We start from the raw sequence: 12,941 nt of genomic DNA on the forward strand, positions 1-12,941 counted from the left end.
CGTGGTTAGGGGCGCGGCTCGCCAACCACGAAGCGCCGCCTCCTTGACCAACCTGGCGAGCACTGCGAACATCCGTGCCCTCTCAACTGTCCGCGGAGAGGTGGATCGCTAGAAAGACTTCGACCGAATCATCTTACCTAAAAGGCGGTATTTTGTTCCAGGCAGGGCCGGAAAACTTTCGGGGGGGTCGGCAGGGATTCAACCTCAAGGGATGATCGACCTTCAGGTTAAGGGAGGTCGAGTCCATCTCCTCAACTTGCCATTCCCGCTCCGGCTCGACCCGGCGATTTCGGCCGGGCCAAGTCGGTGAAGGCTCAACCAGGCGAAGTCGCTCCCTGTAAAAAGGGAGCGACCCACGACAAGGTTCAGCTCGCGGCCGGAGCTTCCTCACGACCCGACAGCAACTGCCGGAGCACGTAAGGGAGGATCCCGCCGTGTTCATAGTAGCGGATCTCCTGAGGCGTGTCGATCCGGACCGTCGCGGTGAATTGACTCGCTTGGCCGTCGGCGCGTTCCGCCACGACGGTCACGTCGCGACCATTGGCAAATCCGTTGGCAATTCCCTCGGCGAGTCCCACGATCGAGAAGACCTCTTCCCCCGTCAGGCCGAGGCCCTCCGCGTTGTCCCCCGCACCAAACTGAAGCGGAAGAATGCCCATGCCGACCAGGTTCGAGCGGTGGATCCGCTCGTAGCTCTCGGCGATCACGACGCGGACCCCGAGAAGTTTCGGGCCCTTGGCCGCCCAGTCACGCGACGACCCTGAACCATACTCCTTGCCCGCCAGGATGACCAAGGGAACCCCCTCGGCCTGATACCGTTCCGACGCTTCGAAGATCGAGGTCACCTCGCCGTCGGGCAGGTAGCGAGTGAAGCCCCCCTCGGTCCCGGGCGCGAGCTTGTTCTTCAAGCGGACGTTGGCGAACGTCCCGCGGACCATGACCTCGTGATTGCCGCGTCGCGAGCCATACGAGTTGAAGTCGGCAACCGACACGCCGTGCTCCATCAAGTACTTCCCGGCCGGGCTCTGCACCTTGATCGAGCCGGCCGGCGAGATGTGGTCGGTCGTGATGCTATCGCCGAGCACAGCCAACGCCCGTGCCCCCTTGATCTCGGTGATCGGGGCGGGCTGGTCGGGCATGCCGACGAAGTAAGGGGGATTCTTCACGTAGGTGGAGCTGTCGTCCCACTCGTAGAGATCCCCCTGGGGGACCGGCAGCGAGTTCCACTGCTCGTCCCCCTTGAAGACCTCACCGTACTGCTCGCGGAACATTTCGGAGCGGACCGACTTGAGGATCGTGTCCTGGACCTCGCGTTGAGTCGGCCAAATATCCTTGAGATAGACCGGCTTGCCGTTCTGGTCGTCACCGATCGGCTCGGTCACGAGGTCGATGTCCATGGTACCGGCCAGAGCGTAGGCCACGACCAAAGGCGGCGAGGCAAGATAGTTGGCGCGAACTTCCGAGTTGATCCGCCCCTCGAAGTTACGGTTGCCCGACAGGACCGACACCGTCACGAGGTCGTCGTCATGAATCGCCTTGGAGATCTCGAGCGAGAGCGGACCCGAGTTGCCGATGCAGGTCGTGCAGCCGTAGCCGACGAGGTTGAACCGAAGTTTATCGAGGTAGACGTCGAGTCCGGCATCACGGAGATAGTCGGTCACGACCTTGGAGCCGGGAGCGAGGCTCGCCTTGACCCAAGGCTTGGTCGAGAGATGCCGTTCGACGGCCTTCTTGGCCAGCAGGCCGGCCGCGACCATGACCGACGGATTCGACGTATTCGTGCAACTGGTGATCGCCGCGATCACGACCGAGCCGTTTGTGATGTAGCCCGAGCGAAGCGGGCTGTAGGCGGCCGCCGGGGCCGTCGGGTCCTCGACGCCGACCGCGGTACCGCCTCCGCCTTCACCTTCGAGCCGGCTCTCGCTCTTGAGGTCGATCACCGACAAAGAGGCGTTGGCCGCGGACTTGGTCGAGGCGGGGCGACTCTCGAGCATCTGATTCAGCGCGGTCTGCCAACCGGCCTTGGCACTCTTCAGAGGCACACGGTCCTGCGGGCGCTTGGGACCAGCCAGGCTGGGCTCGACGGTCGAGAGATCAAGTTCGAGCGTATCGGAGTAGATCGCCTCGGGAGTCCCTGGCTCGTGGAAGAGACCTTGTTCCCGACAGTAGGTCTCGACGAGTCGGATGAGCGGAGCGGGACGGCCGGAGAGCTCGAGGTAGCGGAGCGTCTCGGCGTCGACCGGGAAGATCCCGCAGGTCGCCCCATACTCGGGGGCCATGTTGGCGATGGTCGCCCGATCGGCCAGGGGAAGGCTGGCCAGTCCGTCACCATAGTATTCGACGAACTTACCGACCACGCCTTTTCGGCGGAGCATCTCGGTTACGGTCAGGACGAGGTCAGTGGCGGTCGCCCCTTCCGGCAGTGTCCCCGTGAACTTGAAGCCGATGACCTGAGGCACGAGCATCGAGACCGGCTGGCCGAGCATCGCCGCCTCGGCCTCGATTCCACCCACGCCCCAGCCGAGCACGCCCAGGCCGTTGATCATCGTGGTGTGCGAGTCGGTGCCCACCAGGGTGTCGGGATAGGTGAGCGCTGCGCCGGTCGACTCCACGTTTTCGATGTCGTCGGTGCTGAAGACGACGCGTGCGAGGTACTCGACGTTGACCTGGTGGACGATGCCGGTGTCAGGGGGAACCACGCGGAAGTTCTTGAACCCATTTTGGCCCCAGCGGAGGAACGCGTACCGCTCTCGGTTCCGCTGGAATTCCAGCTCGGCGTTGGTCAGGAACGCGGTCGCGGTGCCGGCCTCGTCGACTTGCACCGAGTGGTCGATGACAAGTTCCACGGGCTGGAGCGGATTGATCTTCTTCGGGTCGCCCCCCATTCGCTTCATGGCGTCGCGCATCGCGGCGAGGTCGACAACGGCGGGGACGCCGGTGAAGTCTTGGAGCAGCACGCGGCTCGGCCGGAACGCGATCTCACGCGAAGGGATCGCCTTGGCGTCCCACTTCGCCAGCGACTCGATGTCTTCCGCGGTGACCGTGGTGCCGTCTTCGTTGCGCAGAAGGTTTTCCAGGAGGATCTTCAAAGAGAAAGGCAGGTGTGACACATCAAGACCGGCCGCCTTCAAGGCGCCGAGCTTGTACATCCGAAACGACAGGTCATCCACCTTGAACGTGGTCAGAGCGTTGAAGCTGTTGGGCATCTTGAATTCAACCTTGGTCCGAAGTTCTCGTCGGAGATCGCGCGGGGGACAGCGCGACCATCCTTACCTTCTATCATCTCGTCACGGGGAGCCGGTTTCAACCTGACGCCAACGGCCCCTCGGGCGCAACCGCTCGAAGGGCCCCGGCCGATGGCTCAACCCACGAACTGGACGTCGAGTCCGCCTGGAATGAGGCCCGCTTCTGCCGCCCGAGCGAGCAAGGTGCGAACCGCCTCACGCCCCTTCGGGCCGTAGTCGACGGTCCATTCATTGACATACATGCCAACGAACCGGTCGGCCAGGTCCGGATCGAGATCACGCGCATAGCGAAGGGCGTACTCGAGCGCTTCGGGGCGATGCTCCAAGGCGTAAACGATGCTCTCTTTCTGGAGCCGTGCAATCTTCGTCACGAGCTCTTCGCCCAGATCCTTACGAACGACATTGCCCCCCAGGGGGAGCGGCAGCCCGGTCTCTTCGAACCACCACTGGCCCAGGTCCACGACCTTGTGGAGTCCGCGATCGCCGTAGTAGAGCTGCCCTTCGTGGATGATCAGGCCGGCATCGACCCGGCCCTCGGCCACGGCCGGGAGGATCTGGTCGAACGGCAAGACGGTCACCGCGACGTCCTTGCCCATCAAGAGCTGGAGCGCCAGGTAGGCCGTGGTCAGCCGCCCTGGGATCGCGATCGTCTTGGTGCGGAGGTCGTCGAGAGTGGCCGGCTCGCGGGTAATCACGGTCGGGCCATAGCGGTCCCCCATGCTCGAACCAGACGCCAGCAGCGCGTACCGATCGGCCAGATGCGCGAACGCGTGAATGCTCACCGCCGAAACTTCGAGCTCACCGTTCAAGGCGCGTCGGTTCAGGGTCTCGATGTCTTCGAGCTGATGGACGAAGTTCAGTCCGTCGGTGTCGAGCTTGCCCTGAGTCAGAGCATAAAACATGAACGCGTCATCAGAGTCGGGGCTGTGCCCGATCCGAATCGTGCGGCCGCTGTCGAGGTTCATAGCTAAGGCTGCTTTCCCTTGAGTGGAATTCGCCGATCGGCCCTGGTTGGCTATTGGGATTCACCTTCGAGGCCGGCCGGGAAAACCCAAGACTCCCGCCGGTCGATCGCCCAAGAGGCGGCCCGTCTAGAGTCTGGAAGAAAAAAAAAAGGGAAGGCCGAGCCCCACAATAGGGCATCGGCCATTCACTCATCAGGCGGTCACGAGTTGCCTCGCGTCCGATGTGGAACCGCCCCCCACTCGTCCTTTCTCCTTTTATTTTTTATCGCGAGGAGAAGAGGACCAGTGGAGAGCCAAAGTTTTCACTTCGACGGGGTTGGCGAGGGCGCTGCGGCGGGAGTCGCTCCGCCCGTTCGACTCTCCTTCGATCCTTCGGCGGCCGGGCCAAGCATTTCGTTGGCGTCGAACGGATCGACCGAAGTATCCTGCTCGGCCGCCTGGAGCAGAGCCTTGAAGGGGTAAACTTCGGGCTCGGGTTCACCAAGCTGCTTGAGCGACCGGACATAGCGCTTGACGATCAAGCCCGTGTCCTTCTCATTGAATTTGTCGCTCCGGTACTGCGGGTGCTCTTTCAAGAGCACTTCCCAGATATCCAGACCTTCGCGGAATTTCTTGGCCGCCAGTTCGGGATCGCCTCGCTTGTAGGCGATCGTCCCTTCATAGAAGAGCTGGCGGGCCTGAACTCCCTCATTGGTCATCTCGGCCCTTGCCCGGTCCTTCCAGTATGGGTAGTTCATCTGGTCGGCCCAGCGGTTCGTCCAATACCTTGCGTTCTCGGAAAGCGCGGCGTACTTCTCGGTCTGGAAGATGTCGTCGATCTGGACCGGCTCGTCGATGAGTACGCCTTCCTTGTTCTTGGTCTGGTTCGGCGTCATGAACGTGTAGGTGCCGAACTTCTCCCATTCGTTGAGCGCCTTGGCCCACTCGTTCTTGGCGACTTCGCCGAAGGTGGCGGGGATGTCCAGAATACTCGCCTTCTCCAGGCCGGCCGCGTACCGAGTCTGGGCGTGCGCGGGCATCGAGCGGAATGCGAGGTCACCCGGCCGACCCTTGCGCTGGGGAGAGGGGTCGACGAGCTCGACGTCGCGGGTACCTTCCTGAAGTCGTGACGCCCCCTCATCCACCAAGGCCACGGCTCGGCTGAACCAACCAAAGCCGAGCTTGAAGTTATCGTTGCCCACGACCACGGGGAGTTGCGGGTCGGAGTAGTCGATGTACTTCTTGAAGTCCTCATCGGCGTCGTCCCGGAAGAGACGACGCAGGATGATGCTCTCGTCGGCAAAACCAAGCTTGTGGTAGTAGGTCCAGGCCGTGTCCCAGATCAGGTCCGGCGACCGGCTATTCTTCTTGACCCCGTCCTCAAGGAACTGGATCCCTTTCTTGATCCAGTCGTACTTGTCTTCGGGAGCATCCCACTCGACCGACACATTATAGGCAAGGTTCCACCCCTGGAAGGTCCAGACCGACAAGAAGTGGGGCTGGAGCTTCGTGATCAGGTCGACCGTCGCCTTCATCCGATCCCAGTCGTGCTCACGTTTGAGCTCTTCGGCGCGGGTCCAAAGCACGTTGGCCGCGATCCCGCGGGCGCCGCCGAGCAAGGCGAGCTTGAGCATGAAGCTGCCGGTATCCACCTGACCGATCGCCGCTTCGCCGAGGTCCTTCTTCTTCTTCACACGGTTGAGCCAGTCGGTGTACGGGATCATCGCGCCAAGGATGGCGACGATGATCAGTCCGTAGATGATCTTGCGACTTAGGTTGGATCTCATGCGGCGACCTCCCGATTCTTCAGGATGAAATATCCGGCGATGGAGAAGGGCAAGGCATAAGCCAAGGCCAGCAGCAGGTTCGCTGCCAGCAGCGACCAACGCACTTCAAATCCGTCAGCCACGGTGTTACTGACGTCGAGCGCGGCGAAGTTCGGAACGATGTAGACCAGGCGTGACATCACCGGCATGACGATCGAGTCAAAGGTCTTGGCCGTCACCACCGCCAGGGTCGGCGACAGCTCCGACATTTGATTGTCGTGCGTCAGCAGGCGGATGAGGGATTCAAATGGTCCTCCGCCCAGCAGGCTCTGACGGCTCAAGTCGACGAGGAAGGCGAACGCGACCTGGCCGGCCACGAAGAACGCGATCGTCGTGAGCAGTGCCACCGGCCAGCTCAGGAACGTGCCGGCAAAAACACCGATCGCGGTCAGGACCATCGCCTGGAGCCAGATTCCGAACAGCCCCTTCATGTAGTTGGGCCCGAACTGTCCGGCAGTGGCCCGAATGAACAGATCATTTTCGGCCATGCCCAGATACTGAGTTGGGCTCAGGCAACGGATCTCGATTCGAAGATCGCCACGCGAACCCGCCAGAATCTCCGGCGCGAGGTATTCGACGTTGGTGTAATACTCCCGGATCGGGAAAATCTTGATGACCGGCTTCTGGTTCGAGTGGGGGTTGGTAACCATCATCTCAGCCAGGACCGGGTCGCCAATCCGCCCTTTCGTCGTCCGGTAGACGTTGAAGGTCATCTCGATGGGGATCGGAGGCGAGTGCAAGGCCGCTGCCTGCTTACGGAGCGCCTCGGCTTCGGTGGCTTGTCCCCCCTTGTCCGCCGTCTCGGCCCGGTTCTGGTAGTCGTCGGCCTGGGCCTTCATCTTGGCATAGGCACTCTCGACATTCTTGAGCTCATCACGATCGCGGGCCGAGGCCGCGGTCAGGCGTTGAGCATCCGCGGGCGTCAATTTACCCGAGGCTTGCGCTTGCTCCGCCTCGGCGATCTGCAACTTCAAGAGTGCCGCGCGATCTTGCCAGGCCTCGATCGAATCGGGTGTGAGCAGTCGGTCGACCGGGATTCGGCGATCGAGAATCAACTGGGCGTCGTACGGATCTCGAAGCACGCCGAACTGCCAGATCGCGCAGGCGTCGGTAGCCCCTTCGATGTGACTTCGCCGCGTTTGCTCCTGGCCGACGTCGATCCCCTGAAGGTGAGGGTTCTTTTTCGAGTCAAGAAACGTGAGCGAACCCAAAACCGGCTCGCGGGCCGACATTCGCACGCGAAGCTGCGCCGCCTCTTCTTTCAGGTGATTGGCCTGGGTGAAATTCTTGCGCTTCGCCTCTTGGACCGCACGGGCTTCCGTCGCCGTGATCGCTCCGCCGACCGTCCGCTTGAGGTAGAGCAGACTGATTCCGCCGAAGACGAGCACGAGAAACGTGACGATCGTCATGAATCCGAGCATCCGTCCCCAGATCAACTCGATCCGACGAACCGGCTTGGAGACGACCGTATAAATCGTCTGTTGCTGGATGTCGGTCGGCAAGCTGAGCGGAGTCAGGAGCGTGACCATCACCGTCAAAAGCAATGAGCAGAGCAACGACAGCGTGCCGACGTAGAGCCGCCCCATCTCGGCAGCCCGTGGCGGGGTCAGGAACCAGTGGGTGAACGCCAACACGACCAGGAATACCGTGATCACGACATAAGGCGCCCACATTCTCCGGTTCGACTCGGTCACCGTGAGAAGTGCAATCGAATAGATCCGGCGGAAGCGGACCGCAATGACTTCGCGAAAGACGATCGCGAGCACCCGGAGCAGAACCACATAGCCCATGTACGTGGCGCTGAGCCGAGCCCCGTAGCTGATGCCCTCCTGCCAGGTCGCCGTGGTTTGCCCATCAATGGCGGGCATGCTCAGGCTCGCCCGCTGGAGGATCAACCCCACGCCGAGCCCCAAGAGCAGAGCGACGTGAACGCCGGCGAGCACCGCAAGATCCCCCGCTCGCCCCAGCTTGCCGATCGTCCGCCAGAGCGCCGACTCGATCCAGAGAAAGATCACGACGCCGCAACTGAGGGCCAGTAGTGTCACGAAGGGAATCGGGCCTACCTTGTAGACCTGGGTGATGCGACCGGTCGACTCCATCACGTGGAAGACCATCGCGGCAATACACCCGAGCAGGGCGATCAGCGCGACGATGTCGAGCCAATTTCCTCGGGCGGCGGTCCGTTCCTTGAGAGCGATCGAGACCCAGGAAACCACCCAGCCGAGCAGACAGAACAGGCTAATGATCTTGACCCAGGTGATCAGTCCGCCAATCAGGCCGGGCTGAGTGAAGGCGGGTTCGCCGAGGAGCAGCAGCCAGAGCATGACTGCCCGCCACTGCTGCGGAACCCCCGGGAGGAGCGCCTGCGACCAGAGGACAGGGAGTGATAAGAGCACGGACATCGTTGGAAAAGCTCCTGGGGCGCCGGGGCAAAATCCGAGGCCGAGCCGGGGATGAAGAATCTTGCGAAGAATGGAATCGGGTTCGCCGGCCGAACCGCGACGTGGTCACGTCGCCTGCCCCGTTGGGGGCTCTCCGATTCGGCCGGCTCGATCCCTGGAATGGTTCGATCGAGCGTGATCCAAAAATCGAGCAAGAGAGTCCAGCCGCAAGGACCGGCCGAGGGAATCGGACGCCAACCCGAATTCGAGCAGTGACGCCGATCAGGGCTTGGATGATGAGCCGGCAAGTTCGTCGGGCGAGGGAGAACCGCTCCGGGTGGGCGGCTCGGCCACGCGGCGCCGGCCCGGGTGCAGGTCACTCTCGCGGACAATTCGCAGGAAGAGCTCTTCCAGCGTCGTCGTCGGGTGGTCCACCGCCAAGAGTTCGCCGCCGTGCCGAGCGATCACGCTGCGGATCTCGTGCAGGGCCGCTTCGGGCAGATCCTTGGTCTTGATCTGCGTCACGTCCTGAACCGTCAACAAATCAGTAACTTTGCCCAGCTCTTTGAGCTCGCCGCGATGGAGGATCGCAATCCGATCGCAGATATCTTGCATGTCGGCCAGCAAGTGGCCCGAGAGGACGATCGTCTTCCCCTGGGACCGCAGGTCGCGGATCAACTCCTTGATTTCCGCCGTGCCGATCGGGTCCAGGCCCGAGGTCGGTTCGTCGAGCAGAATCAGCTCGGGGTTGTTGATCAGGGCCTGAGCCAGCCCGATCCGGCGCTGCATGCCCTTCGAGTACTCGCGAAGCTGGCGATGCTTGGCGGAATTCAGGCCAACCATGTCGATCAGCCGACCCACCCGCTTGGTCCGCTCGGCCGCCGAGATCTTGAAGAGGCGCCCGTAGAAGTGGAGCGTTTCCTCGGCGTTCAAGAACTTGTAGAGATACGACTCCTCGGGGAGGTAGCCGATCCGTTCGTTCTTGGCCACGTTCGTCGTCGGCTCGTTGAAGATCAACGCTTCCCCTTCGGTCGGGAAGAGCAGACCCAGGAGCAGCTTCATCGTCGTCGTCTTGCCCGATCCGTTGGGCCCAAGCAGGCCAAAGATCTCGCCCTGATGGACCTGAAGGTCAAGCGCCTTGAGCGCCTGTACCTTGGGGCGTCCCCAGAAGTCGCGATAGACCTTGGTCAGATTCCGTGTCTCGATGATGACATCACGGCTCATCACGCGGGCGCCTTGTGATTAAAGACAGGAAAAAAGAATCAGGAAGAGCGAATCCGGCGAGTCAACACCGATCGTCAGCCGAAGTGACCATGCGGTCCGCGGTCGTCACATCCCAAAAAACAAATTGATAAATCGAAAACCGCGAACCGACGAGGAATTGCCCCCATCATTGATGGGGATGGGCCACATATATTTCACGCTACGATCGTCAGGCCGAATCGGTTCACAGAGGTCGGACATTATTTTGGAATTTTCGCCTTTCTCTTGCGCACACCAAAGGCGACGGTTTCGGCCCGGAAAAAAACCGGGCCGAAACCGTTGAACTGCCATCGTAAGGAACTCGAAGGTCGTTTGGCAAGAAGGGGCTACGGATGTTTTCCCAACGCGACGACCCGGAAAGAAGGCGGGATTTCCCGAGGCATCCGAGCGGCCACGTACCTCGAAAAATATTCCGTTCCGAGGACTGGGTCGCTCGAGGGGCTCCCCGTCATTTTTCGAGCGAATCTCAGGGAGTCAGGCCGGTGCCGCCAGAGTTGACCGGAGGAGCCTCCACCCGCCCTGTAAAGCTCGGCACCGGAACCTTCGGGCCCGACCCGATCGTCAACTGGTAAGGATGGACTGGGGTATGGGCCGAGGCGATCGGGGGACCTCCCAACGGGTGGCATCCTCCGCACCCCGAGTAAGGAATGAAGCGCTGGCCACGCGTGACATAAGCATTGTAGTAGGTTGGCAGGAACATCTGGTTGGCCGGAACCGCGAACTGGCGCTGGAAATACCAGTCGGCCGTTCGATCCGCCCCCAAGGGCAAAAAGGTCCCGTAGTCGATATATCCGTAGCCATCCGGATTGCCGTTGGGAAAGCCTGCCCCCAAGCCTGGCTGCGGCGGCAGGATCCGCCCCCCTCCGGAAAAGTGCCCGCCGGTCGAACTCATCGCCAGAGCCAGTGTCACCGAGACGATCGTGGACATAATCTTCCACCTCCGTGCCCGACCGGGTCGGGCCCGGAGCCCGCACATCGGTCAAAATACCCGAGGCATCGCGGCGCGCAGACGATCGCCCCGCCCTCGCCCTAGGCTCAGCCATAGAAACTCTACACGCGCCCCGGTTCTCGGGACGGGTTTTCCCCGCTGCTTTCCCTTCCGAATTCGCCGGAAACCCGTTACGATCCTAGGATGACGGTCGTACCGAGAGGGCGTCCTCACGGTCGTCGGCCACCCTCGCTTCGTTGGATCCGGCATGATCGTCCTGATCGACAACTACGACTCGTTCACATACAACCTCGTTCAGCGCCTGGGAGAGATCGATCCCAGTCTGGACCTGCTCGTCGTCCGCAACGACCAGATCACGCTCGAGGAGATCGCGGCGAAGCGGCCGACCCACATCATCATCTCACCCGGTCCCTGCACGCCTCTCGAAGCCGGGATCTCCAACGCCGTGGTCGAGCGATTCGCGCCCACGATCCCCCTGCTCGGCGTCTGCCTCGGCCACCAATGCATCGGCCACACTCTCGGGGCCAAGGTCGTGCGGGCCGAACGGATCATGCATGGCAAGACTTCGCAGATCCACCACGACGGCAAAGGCGTCTACCTGGGCCTGCCGAACCCATTCCAGGCCACTCGCTACCACAGCCTGCTCATCCAGCCGGACACCGTCCCCGAGTCGCTCGAGGTCGTCGCCTGGACCGAGGAGGGGGAAATCATGGGAGTCCGTCACAAGACGTTTCCAATGGAGGGAGTGCAGTACCATCCCGAAAGCTTCTTGACCCATGACGGGACACAACTCCTCAGGAACTTCATTGGCCGTTGAACTGATCAAATGAGTGGACTCCTGGCTCTTCCACGACTGACCCTCGCCGAGTGAATCGCAAATGGGGACCGTAGTCGACCGCCTGCTCACCGTCGATGAAGCACTCCGCGCGGTGCGCGAACGGGCCGTCCTGCTCGAACCCCGGTCTTGCCTTCTGGCCGAGGCGTTCGGGTGCTGTCTGGCCGAGGATGTGACGGCCGACCTTGACCTCCCCCCGTTCGATAAGGCCTTGGTCGACGGCTATGCCGTGCGCTCGAGCGACCTGAGCGCCGGGGAAGTCCGGCTCGTGGTCGGCGAGGAGATCGTCGCCGGCCGGACCCCGACCCGAGCGCTCGCCCCGGGCGAGGCGGCGGCGATCATGACGGGCGCTCCCCTGCCCCCCGACGCAGACGCAGTCGTCATGGTGGAAAAGACGCGACGGGATGGCCCCGACGTCATCATCGAGGACGGCCGGGTCCGATCCGGACAGAACCGCTTGATCCGTGGCCGTGAGATGCGTGCTGGTGACGTCGTCCTCCGGAAAGGGCTGCCACTCAACGCACCTCGGCTTGGGCTGCTTGCCTCCGTCGGCCGGTCGGAGGTCCTCGTATTCCCTCGCCCTCGAGTCGCGGTCGTGCCGACGGGCGACGAACTGGTCGAGCCTGACGTCGTTCCGGGACCCGGTCAGATCCGAAACTCCAATGCGGTGATGCTCCAGGCACTGGCGGGCACGGCAGGCGCCGAGGTTTGCTCCTTCCCGATCGCGCCGGACGAACTGGCGAAACTTCACTCGACGCTGGAGCGCGGTCTCAGCTTCGATGTCCTGACGATCACAGGGGGAGTCTCGGCCGGTAACCGTGACCTGGTCCCCGAGGTCCTTCAGAGCCTCGGTGTGACTCGGGTATTCCATAAGGTCCGGGTGAAGCCCGGCAAGCCGCTCTGGTTCGGCGTCGGACCTCCGCGCGGTGACGCCCCCGGAACGCTCGTCTTCGGCCTCCCAGGGAACCCGGTCAGCGGCATCATCGGGTTTCTTCTCTTCGTTCGACCCGCGCTTCTGGCCCTCTCTTCCCAGAAGCAAAGCGTGCCGATCGTGAGCCGACGACGACTGGCTCGATCGTTCATTCACTCGAGCGACCGGCCGACTTATTATCCGTCACGGCTGTCGCCGGACTCGGCAGAGGCAGAAGCGGCGATCGAACCGCTCGATTGGGCTGGCTCGGCCGACCTGAGAACGGTCGCCCAGGCCGACGGTTTCGCGGTTTTCCCGGCGGGCGATCGGCACTATCAGGCCGGCGAGGTTGTCGAGTTCCTCCACTTGGGTTAGCATCCGCGGGCAATAGGGTCTTGCGACCGGACCGATCCGCCGCCGCTGGAGAGTGAGCGCGGTCCCGTTCACCGTCGAACCCTCGGCAAGTTCGTGCACGTTCAGCCACCGGACCGGCATCGCCTCGCGCGGCTAATGTCCGTGCATGGCGAACGAACATGACTTTCGGAGACGGAACGTGGAGGGCGAAGGCGAACAGCGACCAATCGGCCG

The 12,941-nt window shown here is 62.5% G+C and carries 8 protein-coding genes; 2 read left to right on the forward strand and 6 right to left on the reverse strand.

What is annotated here, in order from left to right; translation table 11 throughout:
- Positions 1–365 precede the first annotated feature (365 nt).
- From acnA to V5E97_RS20735, 6 genes are all read right to left on the reverse strand, one after another.
- Positions 366–3,206 carry an aconitate hydratase AcnA gene (acnA, locus tag V5E97_RS20710; protein WP_406693420.1) on the reverse strand — a complete coding sequence of 947 codons (2,841 nt, stop codon included), beginning with the start codon at positions 3,204–3,206 and terminating at the stop codon, positions 366–368.
- Between the two features lie 155 nt (positions 3,207–3,361).
- Positions 3,362–4,210, reverse strand: coding sequence for a menaquinone biosynthesis family protein (locus V5E97_RS20715; RefSeq protein WP_406693421.1), 849 nt, complete (start codon positions 4,208–4,210; stop codon positions 3,362–3,364).
- A gap of 302 nt (positions 4,211–4,512) precedes the next feature.
- Complete coding sequence (locus V5E97_RS20720) at positions 4,513–5,976, reverse strand: hypothetical protein (protein WP_406693422.1); 1,464 nt, start codon at positions 5,974–5,976, stop codon at positions 4,513–4,515.
- Positions 5,973–8,417 carry a cell envelope integrity TolA family protein gene (locus tag V5E97_RS20725; protein ID WP_406693423.1) on the reverse strand — a complete coding sequence of 815 codons (2,445 nt, stop codon included), beginning with the start codon at positions 8,415–8,417 and terminating at the stop codon, positions 5,973–5,975. The genes V5E97_RS20720 and V5E97_RS20725 overlap by 4 nt, the downstream gene beginning before the upstream one ends.
- Before the next feature lie 261 nt (positions 8,418–8,678).
- Complete coding sequence (locus tag V5E97_RS20730) at positions 8,679–9,620, reverse strand: ABC transporter ATP-binding protein (protein WP_406693424.1); 942 nt, start codon at positions 9,618–9,620, stop codon at positions 8,679–8,681.
- Between the two features lie 505 nt (positions 9,621–10,125).
- Positions 10,126–10,587, reverse strand: a complete 462-nt coding sequence (locus V5E97_RS20735) for a hypothetical protein (protein WP_406693425.1) — start codon at positions 10,585–10,587, stop codon at positions 10,126–10,128.
- Positions 10,588–10,855: 268 nt separating this feature from the next.
- Here V5E97_RS20735 and V5E97_RS20740 point away from each other — a divergent pair, with 268 nt between their 5' ends.
- Positions 10,856–11,425 (forward strand): anthranilate synthase component II, encoded by a 570-nt coding sequence (locus tag V5E97_RS20740; RefSeq protein WP_406693426.1) that lies wholly within the window; start codon positions 10,856–10,858, stop codon positions 11,423–11,425.
- Between the two features lie 61 nt (positions 11,426–11,486).
- On the forward strand, positions 11,487–12,728 hold the full coding sequence (locus tag V5E97_RS20745; protein WP_406693427.1) for a molybdopterin molybdotransferase MoeA: 1,242 nt from the start codon (positions 11,487–11,489) through the stop codon (positions 12,726–12,728).
- Positions 12,729–12,941 lie beyond the last annotated feature (213 nt).

Source organism: Singulisphaera photorubra, from assembly GCF_045290345.1.
In the GTDB taxonomy this organism is placed as follows: Bacteria; Planctomycetota; Planctomycetia; order Isosphaerales; family Isosphaeraceae; genus Singulisphaera.

What these genes read in the sequence shown, in the direction of transcription:
- acnA (WP_406693420.1), bottom strand. Translation starts at nt 3,206, where the DNA reads ATGCCCAACAGCTTCAACGCTCTGACCACGTTCAAGGTGGATGACCTG.
- V5E97_RS20730 (WP_406693424.1), bottom strand. Translation starts at nt 9,620, where the DNA reads ATGAGCCGTGATGTCATCATCGAGACACGGAATCTGACCAAGGTCTAT.
- V5E97_RS20735 (WP_406693425.1), bottom strand. Translation starts at nt 10,587, where the DNA reads ATGTCCACGATCGTCTCGGTGACACTGGCTCTGGCGATGAGTTCGACC.
- V5E97_RS20720 (WP_406693422.1), bottom strand. Translation starts at nt 5,976, where the DNA reads ATGAGATCCAACCTAAGTCGCAAGATCATCTACGGACTGATCATCGTC.
- V5E97_RS20745 (WP_406693427.1), top strand. Translation starts at nt 11,487, where the DNA reads ATGGGGACCGTAGTCGACCGCCTGCTCACCGTCGATGAAGCACTCCGC.
- V5E97_RS20740 (WP_406693426.1), top strand. Translation starts at nt 10,856, where the DNA reads ATGATCGTCCTGATCGACAACTACGACTCGTTCACATACAACCTCGTT.
- V5E97_RS20725 (WP_406693423.1), bottom strand. Translation starts at nt 8,417, where the DNA reads ATGTCCGTGCTCTTATCACTCCCTGTCCTCTGGTCGCAGGCGCTCCTC.
- V5E97_RS20715 (WP_406693421.1), bottom strand. Translation starts at nt 4,210, where the DNA reads ATGAACCTCGACAGCGGCCGCACGATTCGGATCGGGCACAGCCCCGAC.